Origin of the sequence: Paenibacillus sp. MAHUQ-63, from assembly GCF_028765165.1 — a bacterium.
Taxonomy (GTDB): domain Bacteria; phylum Bacillota; class Bacilli; order Paenibacillales; family NBRC-103111; genus Paenibacillus_E.
In genome coordinates this window covers 1495276-1519613 of the sequence record NZ_JARADB010000001.1, presented here as the reverse complement: position 1 = coordinate 1519613, position 24338 = coordinate 1495276, and the positions used below count along the sequence as shown (strand labels likewise).

23 protein-coding genes are annotated in these 24338 nt (G+C 53.2%); 21 read left to right on the top strand and 2 right to left on the bottom strand.

Annotation, left to right across the window (positions count from 1 at the left end):
- Positions 1–249: 249 nt before the first annotated feature.
- The 19 genes from PUT07_RS06670 to PUT07_RS06580 all read left to right on the top strand — a co-directional run bounded on the left by PUT07_RS06670 (position 250) and on the right by PUT07_RS06580 (position 20625).
- On the top strand, positions 250–579 hold the full coding sequence (locus PUT07_RS06670) for a c-type cytochrome (RefSeq protein WP_274467043.1): 330 nt from the start codon (positions 250–252) through the stop codon (positions 577–579).
- Positions 580–676: 97 nt separating this feature from the next.
- The gene (locus PUT07_RS06665) at positions 677–2710 is read left to right on the top strand and encodes an LTA synthase family protein (RefSeq protein WP_274467042.1); all 2034 of its coding nucleotides are present in this window, start codon (positions 677–679) and stop codon (positions 2708–2710) included.
- Positions 2711–3110: 400 nt separating this feature from the next.
- On the top strand, positions 3111–3887 hold the full coding sequence (locus tag PUT07_RS06660; RefSeq protein ID WP_274467041.1) for an ABC transporter permease: 777 nt from the start codon (positions 3111–3113) through the stop codon (positions 3885–3887).
- On the top strand, positions 3884–4675 hold the full coding sequence (locus PUT07_RS06655; protein ID WP_274467040.1) for an ABC transporter permease: 792 nt from the start codon (positions 3884–3886) through the stop codon (positions 4673–4675). Before PUT07_RS06660 ends, PUT07_RS06655 begins: the two co-directional genes overlap by 4 nt.
- Before the next feature lie 24 nt (positions 4676–4699).
- A complete protein-coding gene (locus tag PUT07_RS06650) occupies positions 4700–5671 on the top strand; it encodes an ABC transporter ATP-binding protein (RefSeq protein WP_274467039.1) in 972 nt (323 codons plus the stop codon).
- Between the two features lie 17 nt (positions 5672–5688).
- The gene (helD, locus tag PUT07_RS06645; protein ID WP_274467038.1) at positions 5689–7977 is read left to right on the top strand and encodes an RNA polymerase recycling motor HelD; all 2289 of its coding nucleotides are present in this window, start codon (positions 5689–5691) and stop codon (positions 7975–7977) included.
- Positions 7978–8287: 310 nt separating this feature from the next.
- Positions 8288–9385 (top strand): endospore germination permease, encoded by a 1098-nt coding sequence (locus PUT07_RS06640; RefSeq protein WP_274467037.1) that lies wholly within the window; start codon positions 8288–8290, stop codon positions 9383–9385.
- Positions 9382–10833, top strand: coding sequence for a spore germination protein (locus tag PUT07_RS06635; RefSeq protein ID WP_274467036.1), 1452 nt, complete (start codon positions 9382–9384; stop codon positions 10831–10833). The genes PUT07_RS06640 and PUT07_RS06635 overlap by 4 nt, the downstream gene beginning before the upstream one ends.
- Entirely contained in the window at positions 10830–11990 is a 1161-nt protein-coding gene (locus PUT07_RS06630; protein ID WP_274467035.1) for a Ger(x)C family spore germination protein, read from the top strand. The genes PUT07_RS06635 and PUT07_RS06630 overlap by 4 nt, the downstream gene beginning before the upstream one ends.
- A gap of 597 nt (positions 11991–12587) precedes the next feature.
- Complete coding sequence (locus PUT07_RS06625) at positions 12588–13517, top strand: hypothetical protein (RefSeq protein WP_274467034.1); 930 nt, start codon at positions 12588–12590, stop codon at positions 13515–13517.
- Positions 13518–13587: 70 nt separating this feature from the next.
- Positions 13588–14325, top strand: a complete 738-nt coding sequence (locus PUT07_RS06620) for an ABC transporter ATP-binding protein (protein WP_274467033.1) — start codon at positions 13588–13590, stop codon at positions 14323–14325.
- On the top strand, positions 14318–15067 hold the full coding sequence (locus PUT07_RS06615) for an ABC transporter permease subunit (RefSeq protein WP_274467032.1): 750 nt from the start codon (positions 14318–14320) through the stop codon (positions 15065–15067). The genes PUT07_RS06620 and PUT07_RS06615 overlap by 8 nt, the downstream gene beginning before the upstream one ends.
- Before the next feature lie 5 nt (positions 15068–15072).
- Positions 15073–16548 (top strand): sensor histidine kinase, encoded by a 1476-nt coding sequence (locus tag PUT07_RS06610; RefSeq protein WP_274467031.1) that lies wholly within the window; start codon positions 15073–15075, stop codon positions 16546–16548.
- A complete protein-coding gene (locus tag PUT07_RS06605; protein ID WP_274467030.1) occupies positions 16545–17234 on the top strand; it encodes a response regulator transcription factor in 690 nt (229 codons plus the stop codon). The genes PUT07_RS06610 and PUT07_RS06605 overlap by 4 nt, the downstream gene beginning before the upstream one ends.
- 230 nt (positions 17235–17464) lie before the next feature.
- On the top strand, positions 17465–18151 hold the full coding sequence (locus PUT07_RS06600; RefSeq protein WP_274467029.1) for an MgtC/SapB family protein: 687 nt from the start codon (positions 17465–17467) through the stop codon (positions 18149–18151).
- A gap of 153 nt (positions 18152–18304) precedes the next feature.
- Positions 18305–18778: a MarR family winged helix-turn-helix transcriptional regulator gene (locus tag PUT07_RS06595; protein ID WP_274467028.1), complete on the top strand. Its 474-nt coding sequence runs from the start codon at positions 18305–18307 to the stop codon at positions 18776–18778.
- Positions 18779–18825: 47 nt separating this feature from the next.
- Positions 18826–19995, top strand: a complete 1170-nt coding sequence (locus PUT07_RS06590) for an ArsA family ATPase (RefSeq protein ID WP_274467027.1) — start codon at positions 18826–18828, stop codon at positions 19993–19995.
- 19 nt (positions 19996–20014) lie between these two features.
- The gene (locus tag PUT07_RS06585) at positions 20015–20248 is read left to right on the top strand and encodes a hypothetical protein (RefSeq protein WP_274467026.1); all 234 of its coding nucleotides are present in this window, start codon (positions 20015–20017) and stop codon (positions 20246–20248) included.
- A 26-nt stretch (positions 20249–20274) separates the two neighbouring features.
- Positions 20275–20625 (top strand): DUF6463 family protein, encoded by a 351-nt coding sequence (locus PUT07_RS06580; RefSeq protein WP_274467025.1) that lies wholly within the window; start codon positions 20275–20277, stop codon positions 20623–20625.
- A gap of 341 nt (positions 20626–20966) precedes the next feature.
- On the opposite strand, the gene PUT07_RS06575 is transcribed toward PUT07_RS06580, so the two are convergent.
- Positions 20967–21419: a flavodoxin gene (locus PUT07_RS06575; protein ID WP_274467024.1), complete on the bottom strand. Its 453-nt coding sequence runs from the start codon at positions 21417–21419 to the stop codon at positions 20967–20969.
- A gap of 208 nt (positions 21420–21627) precedes the next feature.
- On the opposite strand from PUT07_RS06575, the gene PUT07_RS06570 reads away from it, so the two are divergent.
- Together PUT07_RS06570 and PUT07_RS06565 are read left to right on the top strand one after the other, a co-directional pair.
- Positions 21628–22602: a TrmB family transcriptional regulator gene (locus PUT07_RS06570; RefSeq protein WP_274467023.1), complete on the top strand. Its 975-nt coding sequence runs from the start codon at positions 21628–21630 to the stop codon at positions 22600–22602.
- Positions 22603–22628: 26 nt separating this feature from the next.
- Positions 22629–23282 (top strand): HD domain-containing protein, encoded by a 654-nt coding sequence (locus PUT07_RS06565; RefSeq protein ID WP_274467022.1) that lies wholly within the window; start codon positions 22629–22631, stop codon positions 23280–23282.
- Between the two features lie 74 nt (positions 23283–23356).
- Here PUT07_RS06565 and PUT07_RS06560 read toward each other — a convergent pair whose 3' ends face one another.
- Positions 23357–24184 (bottom strand): DUF2935 domain-containing protein, encoded by an 828-nt coding sequence (locus tag PUT07_RS06560; protein ID WP_274467021.1) that lies wholly within the window; start codon positions 24182–24184, stop codon positions 23357–23359.
- Positions 24185–24338: the final 154 nt, after the last annotated feature.

The following is a 24338-nucleotide window of genomic DNA, read 5'->3' as shown; positions in this document are numbered from 1 at the left end:
GGAGTATAAGCTCCGCCATGTCTTTTTATTTTGTGCACGTTACACATTATTTACAGCCTGACGCCGAAATAAATCGATTATGCGTTTCACATACTATCACTATCACTCAAGCAGGCAGCGGCATCCTCTAACCCAAGGTTAGAAGCAAGCCCAGGGTTTACGTCTATGACACTCTAGTGAACTTCTTTCTTCTCCAGCCTTGGCTCTGTTATGATGAAGGGAAATATGTCGTTAAGGAGTTTCCTGCACATGAAAACTAAGCTGCTGATTGGAAGCATGATGATTGTGGCATTGGGGTTATCCGCCTGCGGAAATGGAAATGAGAGCCACAAAGAAGCGCAAACCACACCTGCCAAGTCGGATCCGCAACAGGTTTATCAAAACTTTTGTATCTCTTGTCATGGTAATCAATTACAGGGCGGAGAAGGTCCGAACATTCAAAAAGTCGGCGAGCGCTTGACCGAGGAGGAAATCGTGAAGCGCATACAGAAGGGTGGCGGCGGAATGCCACCGTTTCAAGTCGCACTCAAAGAAGAGGAACTAAAGGCGTTGGCGTCGTGGTTGGCCGGCCTTAAATAATGGAAGGAAATGGGTTCCCTAAGGTTCCTTTAAGGTTATCTACATATTTTCTTCATAATTGGGGTTTACAATAGGGGCTAGAGGAGAGTGATGCAAGATGCACCCCAATGTGAAGCCCCGGAGCCGTCTTCGGAAGAAACCGAGTAAGAAGACGAGAACACAACGTCTGGGAGCGACGATTTCCCTATTGCTTTTTTTCATTCTGTTGCCTGTCTGTTCAGTAGCCGGTATGGAGCTGTTAGAACGCGGCTCGCTGCAGGATACGATGAAATGGATATCCTCCAATGAACCGCTTTTTCTATTAAATGTAGGAATTACTTTCTTTTTCCTGGCTTTTATTTACGCTTTGGTGGGATCCTTGGCGATCTCCGGAGCGATCTCCACCCTGCTGCTTGGCCTCATGGCCTTGATTTCTTACATGAAGGTGACAATGATCGGGGAGCCGTTCTTCCCGTGGGATATTTTGCTCAACAAAGAAAGTATGGATATTGCATCCCTAGTTACAGGTAAAGCGGCACTTCTACGAATCGGTGCAGTAGCGGCGGCGGTTGTCATCGTTCTAGTATTAAGATGGGTGATACCGCGCTCTACCCTTCCAGTCATCTCCAGAATTGGGTTAGGGCTGTTTTCGCTCTATGCCTTATATGCATTTGGGATTAAAACACCGTTAGCCGGCAAAATTCTGGATCATGCGGGCGTGAGTGAAATTGTATGGAACCAGCAGGAGAATTATGCGAATAATGGAACGGCGCTGGCTTTTACGTTGAATGTGAAAAATTCGATCGTGCAGAAGCCGGAAACGTACAGCAGTGAAGCGATAGCGACAGTCGCGGCTTCGATCGGAGAGGTATCGCAGAAGGAACCGGCACCTGCGGCGAAAGTGGTTTCGGCGAGCGCCCAGCCAAGCAAAAAGCCGAACGTTATTTTCATCATGAGCGAAGCCTTCTGGGACCCTACGCTGCTGCCGAATGTCAAATTCAGCCAAGATCCTCTGCCTACCGTTCATCGGCTGCAGAAGGAATCATCCTCCGGGTACTTGCTGTCCCCGCAATTCGGCGGGGGTACGAGTAACGTCGAATTCGAAGTGCTGACAGGCAATTCCATGAGCTTCCTGCCGGGCGGATCCATTCCGTACCAGCAGTACGTCAGCAAGCCTGTTCCGAGCTTGGCGAGTTATTTCGCCGATCAAGGCTATAAAAGCATGGGGATTCATTCTTATGAAGGCTGGTTTTGGGACCGGAACTCGGTCTATAAGCAGCTGGGCTTCGAATCTTTCAAAAGCAGCGAGCATTTCGTGAATCCGGAAACGAAGGGGTACTTCATCTCCGATGCCGAGGTGTCCCGCAATATTATGAATGAAGTGGACAAAACGGAAGAGCCGATGTTCATCTATACGGTCACGATGCAGAATCATGGCCCTTACGATGACCCGCGGTACGGCGAAAATCAATTCAAGGCTGAAGGCAACCTGACGCCGCAAGCCAAAACAATTCTCGAAACCTACACGCAAGGCGCGCATGATGCCGATCAAAGCTTGCAAATGCTCATCGACCATTTCAAAGATTCGGATGAGCCGACGATGATTGTTTTCTATGGTGACCATTTGCCTATGCTGGGTCTGGATTATCAGGTGTATAAGGAAGCGGGCTTCCTATCTACCAGCAACGCCAATGATTGGTCACTGGAAGAAGTGAAGAAAATGCACAGCATTCCGCTGGTCACCTGGTCCAACTTCGATATGCCGAAGCAGGATATTCCGCTCTTGAGCGATTCCTTCTTAGGCGCTCACGTACTGGATATGCTTCATATGGAAAAGACGGCGAATTTCACGTTGAACGCGGAGTTGGCTGACAAGGTGCCGGGATTGCTGAGCAATCTCGTTGTAGATCAGGACCAAACGCTTCATGCCGAAGCGCCAGAATCCGTGAAATCGCTCTTGGACGACTATAGGAACGTGCAGTATGATTTGCTCTTCGGTAAGCAGTATTTGGCCGAACATATTGATCATGATTATTTGACGAAGTCGTCGCAGCCTAGCTACAATGCCGAGTTCGACGACCCTGGCACGAAGCTGCGGGCAGAGGAGCAGAGCAGTACGCCTCCTGAGGCGAAGCCGGCAAGCGTGCAGTAGATGAGGAAGGATGCCCTGGGGGCATCCTTTTTTTGTTTTGGCGGCGTGCCCCGCGGGAGCCGGAAGGCGCTAACGGACACAGCGGCCGCTAAATGCGCGAAACCGCCGCATGGCCGGATCTAACGGACCCACGTGCGCTTATTTGCCCACTTTTCGACGATCGCACGCCGAAAAGGGACAAATAAGCGCAACCGTGTCCGTTAGAAGTTGAATTCGGCCCCGCCCGGCCGAATAAGGTCCGCTGTGTCCGTTAGCCGTGCCACGCGACCCACGTGTCCCCCGGGGCTCGAAAAAAATCATTGCCATCCCCAGGGCATATTTGGTAATATGGAACTCCGTCTCTACGCTGCGGCTGCAGTAGAAAAGTTTTTTAGGCATTAAAAAACAGAGGAGGTGTTTTATGCTTTTCGCGGTTTTGGCCCGCAAGGCATACGCAAAAAATTTGCAGTTCCGCGGCTCGCATCTGCTGCATAACGCTGTAAGCGCGGTTTTCGGCTTTATCTACGCCAGCATTTGGACGGGACTCGGGTCCGACTCGTCGCTCGGCGAATACGGTGTAAGAGGCATGGTCGGCTATATCGCCTTCAACCAGGCGATCCTCTGGATCACGCAATTCACGACGAACGGACTTGGGCTCGAACAGTCGGTGCGCACCGGTCAAATTGCGGTCGATCTGATGCGGCCCGTCCACTTGTTCTATCAAGCGATGAGCAAGGAATGGGGCCAGGTGTGGTACCAGTTCGTTTATAAGTTCATCCCGATTTACACCCTCTACTACTTCATCTTCTCCTTACAGCTTCCGCACAAGGCTTCCGTATACGGCTGGACGGCGCTCGCGCTCGTATCAGCAGCTTATATCTCCATTTGCATGAATTATCTCATCGGTGTGGCCGCCTTATGGACCACGGAATCCCGCTGGCTCTACTGGCTGAGTTACTCGCTGAGCACGCTGCTCTCCGGATTCTTCATTCCGCTGGAATGGCTGCCAGGGTGGCTGCGAACGATCAGCCAATATACGCCATATCCGTATTTGCTTTATTATCCGACCCGAATTTATATGGGACTTGAAGAAGGAACAGCCATGCTCGGAGCCCTCCTATGGGGCATCGGGTTTACTTTTGTCTGTCTGGCCGCCACACACCTGGTCCGGAGGAAGCTGGAGGTGCAGGGCGGATGATGTCCGTGAAATTATTTATGATGTTAATTAAGGCGAGCTTGCGCAGCAGGATGCAATACAAGTTTAATTTTCTATTCTCAACCGCTATGGCGGCATGCATACAAATTTCGGAATTTCTTATGGTGGCGCTGGTCATGATGCGTTTCGGCGATATCAAAGGTTGGTCGCTGTATGAGGTGTGTTATTTGTACGGAGTCATCATGATCTCCAAAGCGATCTACCGGACGCTGGCTTCGGATGTGCATCATCTCGAGAAATATCTCGTATCCGGCGATCTGGATGCGCTGCTGATTCGTCCCGTTCCGGTACTGCTGGCGCTGATGACCCAGAACTCGCGGGTACTCTTCGCCGAAATCGGGCAAGGCCTCGTGCTGCTGGCCATTTCGATGAAAGCGCTTATGGCATTGGGGCAAATCGGCTGGCCAGCGATTCCGTTAACGGCATTAATCATCGTCAGCGGAGCGGTCATTTTATTCGCCATCGGGCTGGCAACAGCCGCTTCCGGCTTCTGGCTGACACGGATCGAATATTTGCAGAATATGACGGAAGACGCCACGCATACGGCAGCGCGCTACCCGCTCTCGCTGTATCCCAAATGGCTGCAAGGTGCGCTGATGGTGCTTGTACCCGTCGCTTTCGTGAACTATATACCGGCTTTATATGTGATCAGGCACCAGGGCGGTATCTGGCTGCTGCTAGGTACGACGGCTGTCGCGTGTGCAGCGCTGTGGCTGGCGATTCGGTTCTGGAAGCTTGGGCTATCCCGCTATCAAAGTACGGGCAGTTAATGACATGAAGGAGGAAGGGAACCTATGATTACCGTGACGAATTTGCGAAAAACATTCCAGACCCCGATCATTCAGGAAGGCCGGTTTGCCGGTCTTCGAACGTTGTTCTCGCGGGCTTACAGAGAGAAGGAAGCGGTGCGGGATCTGAGCTTTGAGATTGAATCCGGCGAGTTCGTCGGGTATATTGGACCTAACGGAGCTGGCAAATCCACGACGATCAAGATGCTGACCGGCATCCTTCATCCGACTTCGGGGGAAGTACTGATTCATGGCTACAGCCCGCAGAAGCATCGAAGGCGCGTGGTTGGCAAGCTTGGGGTCGTCTTCGGCCAGCGCAGCCAGCTGTGGTGGGATCTGCCGGTGAAAGATTCCTATGAAATTTTAACGGCCATGTACCGCGTTGACGAGAGTGTCGCCCGCCGGAGGCTTGGTGAGCTGAGCGAGCTGCTGGAGCTGAAAGAGCTGCTGGATATGCCGGTGCGCAAGCTCTCGCTGGGCCAGCGGATGCGGGCGGATCTGGCGGCTTCCATGCTCCATGATCCCGATATTTTATTCCTCGACGAGCCGACGATCGGGCTTGACGTTGTAGCGAAGAAGAACATTCGCGGCTTCCTGCAGACGTTGAACCGGGACTTCGGCAAAACCATTTTGCTCACGACGCATGATATGGACGATATCGAGCAGCTATGCCGGCGGGTGATTGTCATCAATCACGGGCAGATCGGCTATGACGGCTCAATCGATACGTTAAGAGACAGAATCGGCTTGCCGACGATCTTGAAAATTACGTACCGCGGCGATATTCGTATCCCTGCGGACTGGGAGCAGCCGTTCCGGCTGGTATCGCAAGAAGCGAATGTGCTTACCGTTGCGTGCAACCGCCAGGAACTGAAGGCGATGGACGTGCTGAGAGTCGTCAGCCTCTGGGGCGATATGGATGATGTACATATGGAAGAACCCGAGTTTGAAGAAGTGATTCACGGGGTATACAAATAGGCAGGAGGAAGATACAGATGCCAATTGATCATGAAGAAAGAGAACGGGAAGCGCGGCGTGTTTCCTCTGTTCGCTCCCGCATTCAAGAACGAATCGTCGATTTAGGCGAAACGGTGGATCAACGCCGCGCCGAAGTGACGGCCATCGGCCGCAGCTTCTGGGACGACATCTCCGTCAATGCGGACAATGCGGACGATGTGATCGAGACGGCGGCGAGCATGGCCCAGCAGGAGCATGTCCTGCTCGGCCAGAAGCGCAGCTATCAGGTCGCGCAGGATGCGCTGTATAAGCTGCAGCGCGTTGTCGATGCGCCGTATTTCGCACGCATTGATTTCCTGGAGCGCGGGGAGCAGGACCGGGAGAAGATCTATATCGGTCTTACCTCCTTCATCGATCCGAATTCGGATGAAATTCTAATTTATGACTGGCGTGCGCCGATTGCCAGCTTATTCTATGACTATCCGCCGGGGCCGGCAACGTACCGCACGCCGGAGATGGATGTCAGCGGCGAGCTGCTGCTCAAACGCCAATACATTATTAAGGCCGGCGAGCTGCAGGACGTGTTCGACACGGGCATTTCCATCGGCGACGAGATGCTGCAGAAGATGCTCAGCCGCAGCGCCGACGAGAAGATGCACAGCATCGTGACGACGATCCAGCGCGAGCAGAACCAGATCATCCGCGATGACCGGCACAAGGTGCTGGTCGTACAGGGCGCGGCCGGCAGCGGCAAGACGTCGGTCGCACTGCAGCGCATCGCGTATTTGCTCTACAAATACCGGACGACGCTCAGCTCCGACAATATGATTTTGTTCTCGCCGAACTCTCTGTTCAGCGATTATGTGTCGCACGTGCTTCCGGAGCTCGGTGAAGCGACGATGCAGCAGACGACGTTTCAAGACTATTTGAATCACAAATTGGGCAGCACCGGTCTGAAGCTCGAAGATCCTTATGATCAACTGGAATTCATTCTGACGGGCACGGAGCAGGACTCCGACTACCGGGCGCGGCTGCAAGGCATTCAGTACAAAGCGTCGGCGGCTTTCCTGAACGTTATCGAAGCTTACGGCGAGAAGCTGAAGAGCGGCGGCCTCCGCTTCGTCGATCTGGCGGTGGGCCAGAAGGTGCTGATAACCGCCGGTGAATTGAGCGAGCGCTTCTACAGCAAAGCTTCGATTCTAGCGCTCGGCGAACGCATGGAACAGCTGTCCGAATGGATGCTGGAGAAGCTTGATGCGATCCAGGCCGACGCCCAGAAACGCTTTTACCGCAAAATGGTGCGGGAACCCAAATATATGGGCACGGAGCCGGAGATGAAGAAGCTGAGCAAAATCAAAGCGCACAAGGCGATTGCTCCGCTGAAGGAGAAGGCGCGTAATCTTGCTTACGTCGACGTGCTTGGCATGTACCGCGAGCTCTACGCGAACCAAGAATTGCATCAAGAGCTGACGGGCGGGCAGCTTCCGGAAGATTGGGACCGCATCTCCGCTTTCACGGCCGGCGCGCTGGATGCAGGGCTGCTGCATTACGAGGATGCAACGCCGCTTGTTTATCTGAAGGGCCTTGTGGAAGGCCAGCTGCGGGTAGGAACGATCCGCTACTGTCTGGTGGACGAGGCGCAGGATTATTCGCCTTTCCACTACGCGTATTTGAAGAAGCTGTTCCCGCGCGCCAGATTTACGCTGCTGGGCGACTGGAACCAAGGGATTTTCACGCATGCGAACGCTTCTGACGCGGACGCTCAAGGCTCCAAGAACGAATACAGCTCGATCAGCGAGCTGATGAAAGAAGAAGAGACGGAGACGATCCGTCTCGTGAAGAGCTATCGGTCGACGCGTGAAATCGTCGATTTCGCCAGCCGCGTGCTGCCGTTCGGCGAGCCGATCGAGCCGTTCTCGCGCAGCGGCGAGCCACCGCGCATCCTGCGTGCGGCGGACGAGAACGAGCTGCGCCGCCTCGTGGCGGACGCGGCGCTCACGCGGCAGCGCGGCGGCGCCGGCTCCGTCGCGATTCTGTGCAAGACCGCTCGCGAGACGGAATCGGCATATGCGGGCTTGCTGCCGCTGCTGCCGGGTCTGGCGCGGATCACGAAGGAGACGCTGCACTATGAGGCAGGCGTCATGATCATGCCGGCGTATCTCGCCAAAGGGCTCGAGTTCGACGCCGTCATTCTCTACGACGCCGGGGCGGATATCTACGCGGAGGCGAAGGAGCGCAAGCTGTTTTACACGGCTTGCACCCGTGCGCTCCATCACCTGGATGTCTGCCATTTAGGTGAATTAACCCCTTTTCTGGCGCAAAGTTAGACATTCGTCCATACCCATCCGCCCTGCCCGGCATAGGATATACCAGGCTATAACGCAAGATTCGACGGGCAGGAAGGAGGAAGTCGCCAATGTCAGGAGTTGGATACTCTAGCGCAGCGGTTGTTCTGGTACTGTATATTTTGTTGGTTATCATTCTGGCAACATTCTAATAGATGCTTTCTGAGAAGCGCCTTTCGGATCGTCCGAGAGGCGTCTTTTTGCGTTCGGTCCCTTCTGCATAAATCCACCTGGATTGGATACCTTAACGAAGAAACTATTGCCACCTTATCCCAAAAATGGGGGATTTCCCATGCCGGTCATGCATAAGAAAATTACGGCGCTTCAACTGTATTACGTCATCATTATTTCGATTGCGATAACGGATCACGTGCTCTTAATCCCTGTTCTGCTGCATTACGGCAAACGGGACTCCTGGGTCGGAGCGGGGCTTTCCCTTCTGCCTACGCTCGTATGGATTTGCTTGTTGTTTATCGTCATCCGGCGGTCCGGACAGCAAAATATGCTGCTCTGGGTTCGCCAGAGATACGGAAGCTTCCTCACGTCCCTTCTGAAGCTCATCATCATCGGCATTGCGGGGACGCATGCAGCCATTACCCTGCAGGATATGGTGACTTGGACCCATATTTCTTATTTGCCCCGAACACCGCCGCTTATGATCTCTCTTGCGTTTATGCTGTTCTGCTTCTTTGCCGCGCGTGAAGGGATTCGGGCCATTGCGATTACTTCGGGCATTCTGCTGCCTGTCGTTGTATTGCTTGGTTATTTTGTCATGGGGGCGAACTTTCAGTACAAAGATTACAGCCTGCTTACCCCTCTATTTACGCATGGCTATGGTCCCACCATCCAAACGCTGTATTTATCCTGCGGCGCGTCCTTCGAACTAATCAGTATCGTTTTCCTTCAACACCACGTCGATACCCGCATTAAGCTTCCGGCGCTGCTCATCATCGGGGGGTGTTTGGTAGGACTGACCATTGGTCCGTTGATCGGGGCCATTGCCATATTCGGTCCTTTCGAAGGGGAAGAGCTCAGATATCCGGCGTTTGAACAATGGCGCATGGTGACGCTCGGGAAATATATTTCTCATTTGGATTTCCTGTCTATCTTCCAATGGATCTCTGGTGCGTGCGTCCGGATGTCTATGCTTATGTTTATCATCATCGATGCACTGATGATTCGCAAGAAAAGCAGCCGTACGCTGCTGCTGGTCGGTATCAGCCTCCTCTTCGTATCCGTATGTCTCCTGCCGATCACAGACAATCAGATGGTGTATTTTATCCAAACCTGGTATTACCCCATGATGTTCCCTGTAGGCGCCGGGCTGCTCGGTGTCCTGCTGCTGCTGTCCATCTTGCCTGGTAAGCGAAAGGAGAAGGTGACGAAGTGAATGAACAACAGGTAAGGGAATGGTTCGCCGAATCGGCCGATGTAATCGTGAAAAGCTATGCTTTAACCGAAGATGAACCCGGTCATAAGGTGGTGCTTCTGTACTGCGACGGTATGATCAACAAAGATCATATTGAACAGCGGGTGGTGCCTCATCTTCAGCGGTTTATTTACCAACGGAGAGAGAGAGGCACGTCCGGGCTGGCGCTTCCGACGCTGCTTCAAATGCAGGAAATTACGGGGTCTGATGCGGTCGCAACGATGACGCTTCAAGTCTATTCAGGGTTCTTGGTTATCTTATTCGAAGCGGAGCAGCGTTTCTTCAGCCTCGATCTGTCCAACCCGCCGAACCGCTCCCCGGAAGAATCCAATACGGAGACTTCCATTAAAGGACCGCGGGATGCGTTCACGGAGAACATTACGACGAATATCGCGCTCATTCGCAAAAGACTGTTAACACGCAGTCTATGCTGCGAACGGATGACGCTCGGCAAACGAAGCCATACATCCGTAGCTCTTATGTATCTGGGCGATGTGATCGATTCGGATGTGCTCGAGGACGCAAGACGCCGGCTGCAGGCCGTCGATCTCGATGCCTTGATTTCCAGCGCTCAACTGGAGGAATTGTTAACGGAGCAAAAGTTCAATTTCTTTCCCTTGCTCGATTATGCGGGAAGACCTGATTTCATAGCGGACAGCCTGCTGCGCGGCCGCTTCGCCATCCTTGTGGACGGATCGCCTATGGTTCTCATGGCTCCTGCGAATCTCATGTTCATTTTGAAGTCGCCGGAAGATGTGCATTCGCCCTATTACTATGTGGCGTTCGAACGCGTGCTTCGGTTAGGGGGGTTGGTCGTCGCCACACTGCTGCCAGGTTTCTGGATATCGCTATCCGCCTTCAACCTGGATCAAATTCCGTACTCGCTTGTCGCCACCATCTCAGCGTCCAGACTGGGGCTTCCGATGTCAGGACCACTGGATTTTGTGATCATGCTGCTGCTGTTTGAGCTGTTCCGTGAAGCAGGTGCGAGACTGCCGAAAGTCGTGGGACAAACCGTGACGGTTGTCGGCGGGCTAATTGTCGGGGATGCGGCGATACGTTCGGGGATAACAAGTCCGACGACGCTCGTCATTACCTCAATCTCGACTATCTCGATGTACACGCTTGTCAATCAGGCACTTGCGGGTACGGTGACGATCTTGCGGATACTTATCTTATTTGAATCGATGATCTTTGGCATATACGGGTTCATGGTCTCTTTGATCGGGCTTATCCTGTATATGTCGACGTTAGAGTCGTTCGGAGTTCCCTACTTGTCGCCGTTGTCGCCGCCTCGCTTCAAGGAAATGATTCCGGCTATACTCGCTAAACCATTCCGCAGTATGAAGCATAGACCGAAGATGCTGAGTCCGAAAGATGACACGCGTCAGAACGGGGGCGCCTCATGAAGATGGGACGCTTGGTTCGGATGGCGGCCGGGTTGCTGATAATCGTTAGCCAGACAGGCTGTTGGGACATCAAAACCATCCAAGACACCAATTATTTGACGGCCATCGGATTTGATTATCAGAAAGGCCGCTACATCGTCTACGGTCAAATGCTGGATTTCGCTTCTGTTGCCAAGCAAGAGGGGAGCAAAGCATCCCAACCGCCGCAAATTTGGGTAGGCCGCGAAGAAGGAGATACGGTTAACGATGCTTTTAATAAATTGTACAAGACGACTCAGCAGCGCGTTTTTTGGGGGCATGTCAGCGCCTATTTGTTCTCAAGCAGCGCACTTAAGCAAGGTATCGGCAAATTCACGGACGGCTCCGTACGATACAGCGAAACGAGGTTCACACAGTGGATTTACAGCACGGATGAGTCGATCGAAGCGATATTTACGATCATTCCATTTTTCAATGTCTCGCCAATGTCTTCCATCCTCATGAATCCGACAGAAAATTATCGCCAGCGGTCTTATATTCGTCCATTCCGGTTGTATAAAGTGGCGGCTTTGCTGCGTGAGCCGGGTTATACCCTCATGATACCGACTTTGAGCATCCGGGACGACGTCTGGACGAGGAATCAGAAGCCGGACCCTAAATTGGAAGTGAACGGCGTTTACGCTATTGGCAAGCATGAACGAGTGAATTGGTTATCCGAGAGCCAGTTTACGGGGGACCGGTGGATGGAGAGAAACACGGCTCGTTCCCCGCTTGTCATTTACAAGGATAATAAGCCAATCCATACGTTGTCGATCAATAAACCGAAGGCTCGTATAACCTTGCACAAGAGCGATGCTCTGGTCTTCGATGTCCACGTGAAATGCAAGGCAGTCTCGGTGGAAGTCACGGAGAATGTACCTGAGGATTTTTTGCAGAAACAGGCTGAAAAGCAAATAGCGGAAGAAATTAAAATGACCTTCGAGCAAGGCAGGAAACGCGGTGTCGATGTGTACCAGTTAGAGCATGCCCTGTATAAGCAGGACTTCAAGTCGTGGGCGAAGCTGACCTTGAACGGTACGCAGCCGCTGGAAGGGTACCAGCTGGGGGATATCCAAGTCGAAGTTCAGCTCAGGCATTCGGGGATGCTCAAATTAAAAGACAAGGAACCTCAATATTGATGAAAAGGGTGAGCGGGCTGCTTGCCTTTTTTGTGCGGGGTGATTTGTTGCGCGGATTCGTCTACTGTGAGCGGGCGGTTATCGGCGAAATTTTCCGCGTTGAGCGAAATCTATATGATTTTTCGAATAGAATGAGCGGGTTGTCGCCGAAAAGGGGAAAATGTGTTCTATTTTTCATATAGAATGTCGCTCTCCACCCCGCCCGCTGTCCGCTCACACGCAGATCATCCACGGCCGGTTCACACCCCGCCTTTCACTCACACGCTGATCATCCGCCGACGGATCGCGCACCGCATTGCGTTCGCTCGCTGATCATCCACCGCCGTTTCACATCCCGCCTTTCACTCATTCGCTGATTATCCACCGCCGGTTCACGTCCCGCCTTTCACTCGCTGATCCTTCGCCAACATATCGCCCCGCTCACATACTGCTCCCCCACCAGCCTCCTCTCACTTTAGAAATATTTAAGAATTGTTTTAGGGTGAATTAATAGGTGATTTAGTGGCTATTAAGATCGAGAGGATAAGGTGGTTACATGGAAGCGAGAGACGCATCCAAATCAGATATAGCGTTAGAGAACGCGGAGGCCAAGAAGATATGAATAAAAAGTTAGCCATGATGGGATTGGGTGTAGCGGTAGGCAGCATGATGCTGGTAACGAGCGTATATGCGGGAGTGGGCGACGCCCCGGGATATGAAACGTTCAAGTCGGCAGTGAAGCAGACGGCGGCCGTTCATAATGTCACGCGCCAAGTCAACGTAACGCTTCAAGATAACGGCGCTGAGCTGTTGAACGTCAAGTCGACGATCAAGAGCAGCGGCGACAACCAAGCGGGAAGCGCTGCGGTTACCGTGAAGAGCGGCAATGACGAGCAGACGATTCACTTCTACAACCAAGACGGGAAGCACATCATCAAAACAGACGACTCCGAGACCTACAAATTGCTGGAAGGCGAAGGGATGGGCCGCAAGTTCAAAGATCGTGAAGCTCACACGCCAGACCCGCAGATCGTTAGCGAAGTGGAAAACGTCGTCGACGCCCTCGTAGGCAACCTGAAAAACTATGTGACCATGGATGAAGCTGCGGGCAATGTGAAAGAGATTCATTTTAAATTGTCCGGCAGCCAAATTTCACCTGTGATGAACACCATCGGTTCCCTTGCCATCAAGCATGCAACCATCGAGAACGGTCGCCATCCGGTGCCGGCCAAGGCGGATACGCTTGGCGTGGATATAACGACGCTCAAGAACAGCCTGCCGCAATTGACCTCCGACATCAAAATGGATGAAGTCGAGGTGAACGCCAGCGTTGACGCGGATAACCATATTACGAACCAAACCGCACAAATTCATATTTCCGGCAAAGACGCACAGGGAGCGGCGCACGATGTGGTGCTGAGCGTGGATATGACGCTGTCCAGCCTGAACTCGACAACGCCGGATACGGTGGATTTGACGGGCAAACAGCTGGAAACCGTCAAGTTTGATCACGAACAATCCCACAAAAACTGGGGCGGCAGCAACTAATTCGCTTCACCAAGGAGGCTGTGCGAAATCTGGCGCTCACCTCCTTATTTCCTTGAAAGGCGGCTAACGCATGAAGCCAGTCGTTGAAATTATGAATCTGACGAAAGTTTACAATAACCAGCGAGGTATCCATGATGTCCATATGACGGTACAGCAGGGCGATATATACGGGTTCTTCGGGCCGAACGGCGCCGGCAAAACAACCGTCATGAAAATCATGACCGGCCTTGTCCGGGCGCAGCAAGGCACGGTGAAGCTGTTCGGCTACGACGTCTCCGCGCAGTACGAGCAGGCGATGGCGAAGGTAGGCGTATTGATCGAAACCGCCGAAGCATACACCTACATGAGCGGCAGACGGAATTTGGAGCTGGCGGCGCGGTTTTATCCCGGTGTCTCCAAGCGGCGCATAGACGAAGTTCTGGACATCGTCGGGCTTACCCCGTATCAGCAGGAGAAAGTGGCGGGCTACTCGCTCGGCATGAAACAACGGCTCGGACTTGCCGCGGCCATGCTGTCGAAGCCGGAGCTGCTCATCCTCGATGAACCGACGAACGGTCTCGACATCGAGGGCATGGTTCATATCCGCGAGATCATTATGCGCCTGGCACAGGAAGAGCGCATCACCTTCCTGATCTCCAGCCATCTCATTCACGAGATGGAGCTGATGTGCAACCGAATGGGCATCATTCATCAAGGCCGTTTGGTCCGCGAAGGTCTCGTGTCAGAAATAGCCTTAGGCAGCGCGTCGCTGGAGGAAGCGTATTTGCGCGAAATTCAAGAAGTTAGGAGGGCGGTCGCCCATGCATAGCTTAACAGCCAACCTGTGGAACGAATCGCTCAAAATCACGTACAAGAAGAAAACGCTCTTCTTCCTGGCCTTCACGCTGCTGCTTCCCCTCATCGCAGGGCTGCTGCTGTCCAGGTTTCAGAGCGGTATCGGGATTGGAGCGATCGCCTCACAGGATTTTCCCATCATTATGTTGGGACTCTTAAGCAGTATCTTTCTGCCGCTCTTCATTTTCATGGGCGCCGCGGACGTCTTCGCCGGGGAAATGGGCGACCGCACGATGAAAAACACGCTCACGCGGCCAATCACGCGCATCAAGGTGTTCGCATCCAAACAGCTGGCGCTGGGTATTTTCATCGCGCTATACTTGGCTGCCGGATTGCTGGCGTCCGTCGTGTCGGCGCTGTTTTTCCAGCATTTCGGGGGCTTATCTGCGATTGCCAAATGGTTCCTCGCCTACGGCGCAGCTTTCCTTCCGCTGCTGGTGCTCAGTATGGGCGCTGTATTTCTGGCGCAATTCTTCTCCAGCTCCTCCTCGGCGCTCACAGTCAGCATTCTGCTCTATTTAGCCTTCAAAGTAGCGGCCTTCTTCATCCCGCAGATCGCCATGTATTCGCCTACGGCTTACACGGATTGGCATATGCTTTGGATCGGCAGCGGACTAGCGCTCGGCAAGGTGAGTAGTATCTTTATGTTTTTGATAGCGTGTAGTATATTGTTTTTTACAGCAGGTTATTATGTGTTTGATAAAAAGGAGATCTGACTTCGATGTCGATTCGCTTACGGCTGGTACTTTCATATATCGCCATGCTGCTCGTACCCCTTGTCCTTCTGGGGCTGGCCGTGATCCTAATCTCCATCGCGACGTTCGGCAGTTTGAAGTCGGGCTTTCAGGTCGATTTCTCCCAAGGCAATCCGATCAAGCGCGTTGTCGAACAGGAACTGGACAATGTCGCGTACATGAAAGCCAAAACGGAAACCGATCCTGACGCATTCCTCGACCCCGTGTTCATCAAGGACCTGGAGGATCGATTCCACAAAATCAATATGGGCATCATCATTCGCAAAGACAAAGAGATTACGTACAGTTCCCCCTATCTCAAAGAAGGTGAAGCGGAGGATACGTCCAAGCTCCCGGCCTTCGGCACTTCATCCGGTCAATTCCACCGGAATCAGGCTTCATTCTGGGTAACCCGGCAGCAGGATTTTCTCTTCTCCGATAAAAGCAAAGGATCCGTCTTCGTGTTTCTGGACGGGGGCCCTTTCCAGAAATATTTGCATCAGTTTTCCAAATCGGTCATTTTAACATTCGTCATTATTCTCGTTGTCACGAATGGGGTGCTCACGTACTTCGTTTCGCGAAGCATTATTCGGCCTCTTCGGGCGCTCAAACGGGCGGCGGAGGAAATCAAGGACGGCAACCTCGATTTCGAGGTCGTGCCGCAATCAGACGATGAAATCGGCGAGCTTAGCCGGGCTTTCGAAGAAATGCGCCGCAAGCTGAAGAAATCCGTCGAAGTTCAACTGCAATATGAAGAGAACCGCAAGGAGCTCATTTCGAATATTTCCCATGATTTGAAAACGCCGGTGACCGCCATCAAAGGCTACGCCCACGGCATCATGGACGGCGTCACGAATTCCCCCGATAAGCTGGAGAAGTATATTCGTACGATTTATACGAAAGCGGCGGATATGGACCGGCTCATTGACGAACTGTTCCTTTTCTCCAAGCTGGATTTGGGCAAAGTGCCGTTTCAGTTCGAGTCCGTAGATCTGGGTCAGTATGTGCTGGATTGCGCGCAGGAGCTGCAGTTCGATATGGAGAAGAAAGGCGTCCGCTTCACACTGGCTGAGCTGCCGAAGGAGCCGCTGATCGTAACGGCCGACCGGGATAAGCTGCGGCGGGTGCTGCTGAACATTATCGAGAACGCGATCAAATACAGCGATGAAGGCAACTGCCATATTACCTTGACACTTCGAGAAATCGACGGCAATGCCGTCATTCAAATAAAAGATACCGGACATGGGATCGCGGAGGAGGCACTGCCTCATATCTTTGACCGGTTCTACCGGGCGGATCCTTCGCGCAACACGGCGACCGGAGGCAGCGGGCTTGGGCTCGCGATAGCCAAACAAATCATGGAAGAGCACGGCGGCCGTATCGGCGCAACGAGCATGATCGGCATGGGCACGACCGTCTACATGGCATTGCCGCTGAACCGGCAGGAGGAGAATCAGGCATGAGCCGCATACTAATCATTGAGGATGAACAAAGCATTGCCGAGCTGGAGCGGGATTATTTGGAGATCAGCGGCTATGAAGTCGATATCGAGAACAGTGGCGATAAGGGGCTGCAGATGGCCCTGGCCGCGGAGTATGATCTCATCATTCTCGATTTGATGCTGCCGAAGATCGACGGCTTCGAAATCTGCCGGCGCATACGCAGCGAGAAGGACATTCCCATTCTGATGGTTTCCGCCAAAAAGGAAGACATCGATAAAATCCGCGGCCTCGGCCTCGGCGCCGACGATTACATCATCAAGCCCTTCAGCCCCAGCGAGCTGGTGGCCAGAGTCAAAGCGCATCTTGCCCGTTACGAACGGCTGATGGGGCGGCGCGAAGCGAAGAACGACGAGGTTCGCATACGCGGCTTGATGATCGACAAGACTGCACGCCGCGTCTTCGTGAACGAGAAGGAAGTCGTCTTCACGACGAAGGAGTTCGATCTGCTCGCACATCTTGCGATGAACCCGAATCGGGTGTACAGCAAAGAGCAGCTGTTTGACCTCCTGTGGGGGATGGACGCCATGGGCGAAATCGCGACCGTGACGGTGCATATCCGCAAGCTGCGCGAGAAGATCGAGCAGGACCCTTCGAATCCGCAATATATTGAGACGATCTGGGGAGCGGGGTACCGGTTCCGGATTTAAAGCCTGGCCAGAGTGGGAAACTCTGGTTGGGCTTTTTTTGTCTATGCTTTGGTGAGGGGATTTAAACGCAGTTAAATACCCAGAAACCGGATCTGTTCAAGCCCGGTCTTTTTTTGTTTGCACACATGAAAAACGTGGTAATTAACTTATGGTTATTTACAGATTGGAAATGTTAAGATATTGTAAATGCTAACTTTAACATTCGATTTGACATAGAGGAGACCACAACGATGGTACTAACTGTAGATGCTCAGGACTTGATCAAATTAGGGATCGCAGCTGTTTTTGGCTTAATTATCGGTCTTGAACGGGAAATCCGGAATAAGCCGCTCGGGCTCAAAACTTCGCTAGTCATCTGCTTAGCCAGCTGTTTGTTGACGATCGTATCGATCGAATCTGCGAATAAATATGCAGTCGCGGGGCTGCATGTGATGGACCCGATGCGGCTTGCGGCGCAGGTGGTGAGCGGGATCGGCTTCCTGGGCGCCGGGGCCATTCTGCGAAAGCATAACGATGTCATTATCGGGCTAACGACGGCGGCGTTGATCTGGGGCGCGGCGGGCCTGGGGATCGCGGTGGGAGCCGGGTTTATTATAGAAGCTTTCTTCGGCCTGCTGCTCATTATGGTGAGTGTTGTCGTCTTGCCATATTTCATTAAGAAAATGGGGCCAAGACCGCTATTGATGAAGGATTTGCGGGTGAGGCTCGTCGTCAACCACGAAGCTAATTTAACGGAAATTATTAAGGCCATTATTGCCAAAGGTTATAAAATGAAGAGCGTTCACATCAAGGAATTGAACCAGGAGCTGCAAGAGCTCAATTTCATCGTATTCATTGACCGTAAATACGCTTCGGAAGTATACGATGAGTTGAAGAGTATGGCGTATATCGAAATCGCCGAAGTGGAGACATTGTAAAAGAAGGGATCGGGCTGGCGTAGTTGCCGGTTTCCGGTCCTTTTTTTTTGCGATGCCAAGCCAAATGCCGCTTGCAATTACTACGAATGTGTAGTAAATTAGGGGTAGTCAATTTAATACGATATCGTAGTTTATTCGAAGAAAGGGATGCCCATGCAGCAGCTGTTCGAGCTTTTTTTCAAAAATGGTCTGCGTCCGCTTAGTGTGTTCCCCGACACGTCACACCTGGAATTGCAGCTTACGAGTTCGGATTTTGCCGCTCTGCTGCTACTGAAATTCCATGAACAGCTGACGATGTCCCAAATGGCAGATTTCTTGGGAGCCCCCCTCAGCACGGTGACGAGTATCGCCAAACGGCTTGTGCGCAAAGGTTACATCTACAGAGAGAAGTCGCAGCAGGACCAGCGCATTATCGTCAATCGGTTGACGGAAGATGGGGAGTTGATCGCCGAAGAGGCGCTCGGCACGATGAATAAGATGTTCGGCCGGATCGAAAGCGCGCTGTCAGCCGAGGAGCTACAGCAGTTTATTCGTCTTTCGTTGAAGGTGGCCAAAGCGTTACAGCATAACGCGGAACCGGAGGAGCCGGTGAAATCTCCGAAATTGAGATCCATTGAGATCGAGTAATTTTTTTATTCAAATACTACGAAATCGTACTAATGGAGGGATCCGTCATGCGCATTATTATCTATACGGGTAAAGGCGGCGTCGGCAAAACGAGCATCGCCGCAGCGACAGCTTACCGGCTGGCAGCCGAAGGCCAACGAACGATCGTTTTGAGCACGGATGCCGCTCACAGTCTGTCGGATTCATTGGGTATCCAGCTTGGGCCAGAGCCCATGCTCATCCATGACCGGCTATGGGCGCAGGAGATCGATAGCTTGAAGGAGACGGAGCGGCATTGGGGAAGTGTGCGCAGTTGGTTCACGAGCTTCATGCAATGGGCCAACTTGGATGACATCGGTTCGGAAGAGCTGATGATATTTCCGGGCTTCGAGGAGCTGTTCTCTCTGCTAAGAATCAAGGAGCATGCGGAAAGCGGACTGTACGATGCGATTATCGTCGATTGCGCGCCGACAGGAGAGACTTTACGGCTCCTAAGCTACCCGCAGCTGCTCAAGTGGTGGGTACGCAATATTTTCCCATTCGAGCGCAAAATTCTGAAGCTGGCCCGTCCGGTTATGAAGGTTACCAAAGGCTTGGAACTGCCCGGAGACGATGTGATGGATAGCTTCAGCCAAGTCGTCGAACAGCTGGAGAAGCTGCAGCAGGTCATCGCCGACCCTGAGGTTACAAGCATTCGCCTGGTCGTCAACCCGGAGAAGATGGTGATAGCGGAAGCCCGGAGAGCTTTGACGAGCCTGAACTTATACGGCTTTCACACCGATGCGGTTATCGTCAATAAAGTGTTGTCCGAAGAGGCGGCAGGCGGGTATTTCGCGCAGTGGAAACAAATTCAGAACCGGTACGAGGAAGAAATCCAGCATTGCTTCCATCCGCTTCCGATCTTGCGGGTGCCGCTTATGCCCCTTGAGGTGGTGGGCAAGGATATGCTCGAGCGTGTTGCTGCTGCGGCTTTTGATGATCGGGCCTGCGGGGCCATTCTGCATCGGGGAATCCTGGAGGAAGTGAAGAAAGCGGAGGCAGGCTATGAGCTTCGGATTTCGCTGCCTTTCACCGAGAAGAAGCAGCTGCAATTGAATCAAAAAGGCGATGAGTTAACGCTGCAGGTCGGCGGCTATAAGCGCATCGTTGCGCTGCCGAGAGTTTTGCTGGGGCGCCAAGTGCAAGCGGCCCGGCTGGAGGACGGCGTACTGACGGTCCGGTTTGGTCTAGTGGAATAAAAAAGAGGAGGAAACGATTATGAGCGCACGCACGAACCTGCAAGACCTTGAGGATATCGTAAGCTGTCTGGAGGAAGTGAAGAATATCGTGGTGGCAAGACTCGTTCCAGAAGAAGCCAGAACCCATTTCCGGCAAGCGGAGAAAGAGGTGCTGCTCGGAGTCCGCTCGCTGCTTGATGCGGCGATTGGACGTTTGGACGACGAGCAGCCCCGGAAGAAAGAACGGTCGAAGCAGATCCCGGTTGAGGAATAAGTTTGTACGAGAAGGGGGAGATGAGCATGGGGATTCAAAAACACAGCGGGTGGATGCTGGAGTGGACTGCTTATCTACACACGGCGATCGGGTTAATTCTGTTCTGGAAGCCGGTCAGTGACATCGCCGCAGCCGGAGTATGGAATGCGGTCGGCCGGGATATCGACAGATCCAATGCAATCTGGTTCCTGTTCTTTGGGGTGCTTCTATGGAACATTGCGCGGATGCTGCGCTGGTTGACCACTCGGCAAAGCATTCCGATTCCTCGTTTCGTCGGCTGGCAGATACTCATTTTCTCCATAATAGGCGCGATCTGTATGCCTGTCTCCGGGTTCTGGCTTGTAATTCCCCAAGCGATCTATATGTTGAAACGATAGGCGAATTCTCCGGCCTCCGCGAGGATCAGTGAAGCAACTATAGGCGAATGTCTAACGGAAATGGAAGACGTTATTTAACGAAATTAACGATATTGCAGAATCTAACGGACACAGGAGGCGCTATTTGCTCCGAATATGCATGCTAGCCATGTTTTTAACCCAAATAACGTCTGTGGTGTCCGTTAGACTGGAATAAGCAGCTTTTTTGGCCAAATAGAGTCCTTATGGTCCGTTAGGATGTGGAGAGTTGTGGGGATCGCGCCAAGCCCAAGCCCGAACCCGAACCCGAACCCGATCCAGATCCAGATCCAGATCCCGGCGGAACAGCAAGCCCGCCCGTATTAAGCCGTAACACCGACGGCGGCAGCAAATTTCGCGCCGATCTCGCGACACATTTGTTTTTCCTCTTTGGATGGGTTCAACTCGATTTTGATCCCGTCGAACACTTTATCCGTCCCCCGTTCAGCAAGCTTAGCTTCAATCGTATCTACGGCTTTGCCGAAATGATCGTAAGACGAGTCCGCTGATCCGAATGCACCGGATTTGCGGCCTTTAAGATCCAGGCTGTCCAGCTCATCGTAGAAATCCTCGAATTCATCCGGCAGATCGCCGTCGCCCCACGTGTAAGCTCCAAGCAAAATGCCGTCATACGCCTCCAATTCCGCTCCGCTGGCGTCCATAACGGATTTCACGACAGGCTCAATGCCTGCTTCGCGAATGCCATCGGCGATTTCTTCAGCAATTTCCTCCGTATTCCCTGACATGCTGGCGTACACGATAATAATTTTTGGCATGAATATCCCTCCATAGGAACGATGTAGTTAAATGATAACGATTATCAATCTCATAATAAGTGATAATGATTTTCATTGTCAACAAAAAACGCAATGAAAAAAATTCATTCTTACGCTGCGCGAGCCAAGAGCCGAGAAGGACAATGCAGCCTGCAGGAAGAATGATACAATATCGCAACAATGCACCGATGTTAAAGGGGGAGCTGGCATGGAGGATGTGCTGCAGCATTTGAAAAATCTCGGCTTCACGGATCTGGAAGCGAAGTGCCTGCACGTGCTCGCCGAATGCGGCACTCAGACGGGCTACGAAATCGCCAAGCAGCTTGGCGTTTCGCGCTCGAACGTTTACTCCGCGCTGCAGAAGCTGGCGGAGAAAGGCGCGGTGCTCACCAGCCATGGGGAGCCTACGCACTACCAAAGCGTGCCGATCGGAGAGATCGGCGAGCGCATTGAAGCGGAGCTGCAAGCATCAATCCGCTACGTGAAGGAGCACATGCCGAAGCAGGATGCGCACCGGTCGGAATACTACAGCTTGGAAGGCGACGCCAAGGTGATGGAACGCATTCGGAAGGAGCTGCGCAAGGCGAGGGAGGAAGTGCTCTGCGACCTGTGGGCGCAGGAGGCGCAGCTGCTGAAGGAAGAGCTGCGGAAGGTGCCGGAGCAGGGCGTGCGTCTCTTGGTCTCGTCGGTCGGCGATACGCCGCTGCCGGGCAGCGTTCCGCAGTTCCCGCATAAGCGCGATGCGGCGTGGAACGAGCGCAAGGGGCGCAAATTCACGCTATTAATCGACCGCAAGCTGGCGATCGTCGGCACTCGCGGAGGCGATGAACAGACGCTCGCAATGCTGACGGAGCATCCCGCCATGGTGGAGCTGCTGCTGAACAGCTTCTGGCACGATGTGGTGATTCACGAGCTGCAGCAGGATATGGGCGCCAAGCTGGAGGATAAATACGGCAAAAACTTCAAAAAAATCATTCAGAAATACACAACGGGAAAAGATAAAGACGCTGCTGCTGCGGATTCGCCGAAGCGACCGATTGACAGAGCGGGCGAGGGGAAGCCGGCGGACGACAAGTCCGGCGAAGGCTTGACGCCAACAGGCAAGACCCGCGAGAACAAAGCGAGCGAAGAGAAATCGACGGAAAACAAACCCGGTGAAGGAAAGAGGAAAAAGAAGAAATGACGTATCAGCATCAAGGAGAACATGGGATGAGCGAACGGCAAGAGGGCATTCTACGATCGGCGGAAGCGCTGGTGAAAGAGAAGCTGGAACGCGATAGCAGCGGCCACGACTGGTGGCACATCTACCGCGTCGTGCAGACGACGAAGCGCATCGCCGCCCGGGAGGGCGCCGACGCGTTCGTCTGCGAGCTTGCGGCGCTGCTTCACGATGTCGCGGACGAGAAGCTGAACGCGGATCCGGCAGCCGCGCAGCGCGAGCTCGAAGCATGGCTGGCTGACAGCGGCACGCCGGCAGCCGCGGTGGACCACGTGCTCGAGATCATCGGCACGATGTCGTTCAAAGGCGGCGCGCGTCCCCCTATGCGCACGCTGGAAGGCCAGGTCGTGCAGGATGCCGACCGGTTGGATGCGATAGGCGCGGTGGGCATCTCGCGCGTATTTGCCTATTCGGGCTGGAAGGGCCGCCCGATTCACGACCCTTCCGTCATGGTGCGAGAGCACATGACGGCTGCGGAGTATCGCTCAGGTAACGATACCGCGATCAATCACTTCTACGAGAAGCTCCTGAAGCTGAAGGAGCTGATGAACACGGCCTACGCGCGTCAGCTCGCGGAGGAGCGGCACCGGTTCATGGAGCAGTATCTCGCGCAGTTCTACGCGGAGTGGGAAGGCGAACGATGATCGGCCAGCCGCGGCCGGTGTCCCACGTCATCAAGCCCAAAGAAACCGTCCAGCCATTGGCTAGACGGTTTTTGTTATTCAAAAGAAGGCTTCGTGAGCGGACAATTCGGCAGACCCAGAATCTCCACATTATAAGCGGCCAGCTTGCGCAGGAAATAGCACGTCTCCGGGATGTGATGCTCCAGGAACCGCAGCGTCAGCTTGCTGAGCAGCTCCGTATGCTGAAAGTCGTTGATCACCTTCTCCACCACGTGATAGAAGCCGATCGTCGTTTCGGCGACCTGTCTGGCGAACTTCTGCTGGACGGGGAAGCCCGGCGCCGTGAAGCGGAGGAAGCCGCGCATGGCGGTATTTTTGACAATATGGGCGGAGAACTGCTGCCCGTACTGCTGCGTGCTTTTGAGCAGCTCCATTTCCGTTGGATCCAGATGGTTCCCCAGAAGCACCGTGTGCCCAAGCTGATCCTCCATCCACATCTCGATGAGGGCAACGAGCGGGAGGGGCTCATAGTTGACGCCGTTCATCCAAGCGTGCAGAATCCGCAGGTACTCGCCGTTCTCCAGCAAAGTTCCGTTGAAATAAACCGGGGTCATGGAGATCACGACTTTATTTTGAATGCGTAAATGCTGCAAGTGGCCTTCGAACTGGTAATAACCGTGGGCAATGGGGTATATATCCTTAGAGAGCTGAATCATGGTTTCCGATGAAACCGGCAGCGACGGGTCTGTTCGTAAAATCCGGTTCCGCAGTTCGGTGAAGGCGGCGATGTACCTTTTGGCGACGGTGATCCACTGAACCTCTTCGTTGGCCAGCGCCTCGTCCACAAAAATGGCGTGATCCTGCAAAATTTCCACCCAAAACAAATGTTCCTGCCAGGGCGTGATGGTTTCATTTAGACTCATGGAAACGTTCCTCCTAAGCATCTTAACTTCATTCCATTCCCTGCCGATACTACCCATACCGAAATGTATTCGGCAGTTTCAGGATCGAGAACAGCTTTCGTCGGATTTTGTGGTAAAATAGAAGGAATGGTTGATGAATATGGAGCAGAAAGAG

Excerpts from the sequence above, each read along its gene's own strand:
- helD (WP_274467038.1), top strand. The coding sequence starts at position 5,689 with ATGCCAATTGATCATGAAGAAAGAGAACGGGAAGCGCGGCGTGTTTCC.
- PUT07_RS06670 (WP_274467043.1), top strand. The coding sequence starts at position 250 with ATGAAAACTAAGCTGCTGATTGGAAGCATGATGATTGTGGCATTGGGG.
- PUT07_RS06665 (WP_274467042.1), top strand. The coding sequence starts at position 677 with ATGCACCCCAATGTGAAGCCCCGGAGCCGTCTTCGGAAGAAACCGAGT.
- PUT07_RS06610 (WP_274467031.1), top strand. The coding sequence starts at position 15,073 with ATGTCGATTCGCTTACGGCTGGTACTTTCATATATCGCCATGCTGCTC.
- PUT07_RS06640 (WP_274467037.1), top strand. The coding sequence starts at position 8,288 with ATGCCGGTCATGCATAAGAAAATTACGGCGCTTCAACTGTATTACGTC.
- PUT07_RS06565 (WP_274467022.1), top strand. The coding sequence starts at position 22,629 with ATGAGCGAACGGCAAGAGGGCATTCTACGATCGGCGGAAGCGCTGGTG.
- PUT07_RS06585 (WP_274467026.1), top strand. The coding sequence starts at position 20,015 with ATGAGCGCACGCACGAACCTGCAAGACCTTGAGGATATCGTAAGCTGT.
- PUT07_RS06625 (WP_274467034.1), top strand. The coding sequence starts at position 12,588 with ATGAATAAAAAGTTAGCCATGATGGGATTGGGTGTAGCGGTAGGCAGC.
- PUT07_RS06560 (WP_274467021.1), bottom strand. The coding sequence starts at position 24,184 with ATGAGTCTAAATGAAACCATCACGCCCTGGCAGGAACATTTGTTTTGG.
- PUT07_RS06600 (WP_274467029.1), top strand. The coding sequence starts at position 17,465 with ATGGTACTAACTGTAGATGCTCAGGACTTGATCAAATTAGGGATCGCA.
- PUT07_RS06655 (WP_274467040.1), top strand. The coding sequence starts at position 3,884 with ATGATGTCCGTGAAATTATTTATGATGTTAATTAAGGCGAGCTTGCGC.
- PUT07_RS06605 (WP_274467030.1), top strand. The coding sequence starts at position 16,545 with ATGAGCCGCATACTAATCATTGAGGATGAACAAAGCATTGCCGAGCTG.
- PUT07_RS06575 (WP_274467024.1), bottom strand. The coding sequence starts at position 21,419 with ATGCCAAAAATTATTATCGTGTACGCCAGCATGTCAGGGAATACGGAG.
- PUT07_RS06595 (WP_274467028.1), top strand. The coding sequence starts at position 18,305 with ATGCAGCAGCTGTTCGAGCTTTTTTTCAAAAATGGTCTGCGTCCGCTT.
- PUT07_RS06630 (WP_274467035.1), top strand. The coding sequence starts at position 10,830 with ATGAAGATGGGACGCTTGGTTCGGATGGCGGCCGGGTTGCTGATAATC.
- PUT07_RS06570 (WP_274467023.1), top strand. The coding sequence starts at position 21,628 with ATGGAGGATGTGCTGCAGCATTTGAAAAATCTCGGCTTCACGGATCTG.
- PUT07_RS06615 (WP_274467032.1), top strand. The coding sequence starts at position 14,318 with ATGCATAGCTTAACAGCCAACCTGTGGAACGAATCGCTCAAAATCACG.
- PUT07_RS06580 (WP_274467025.1), top strand. The coding sequence starts at position 20,275 with ATGGGGATTCAAAAACACAGCGGGTGGATGCTGGAGTGGACTGCTTAT.
- PUT07_RS06620 (WP_274467033.1), top strand. The coding sequence starts at position 13,588 with ATGAAGCCAGTCGTTGAAATTATGAATCTGACGAAAGTTTACAATAAC.
- PUT07_RS06650 (WP_274467039.1), top strand. The coding sequence starts at position 4,700 with ATGATTACCGTGACGAATTTGCGAAAAACATTCCAGACCCCGATCATT.
- PUT07_RS06660 (WP_274467041.1), top strand. The coding sequence starts at position 3,111 with ATGCTTTTCGCGGTTTTGGCCCGCAAGGCATACGCAAAAAATTTGCAG.
- PUT07_RS06590 (WP_274467027.1), top strand. The coding sequence starts at position 18,826 with ATGCGCATTATTATCTATACGGGTAAAGGCGGCGTCGGCAAAACGAGC.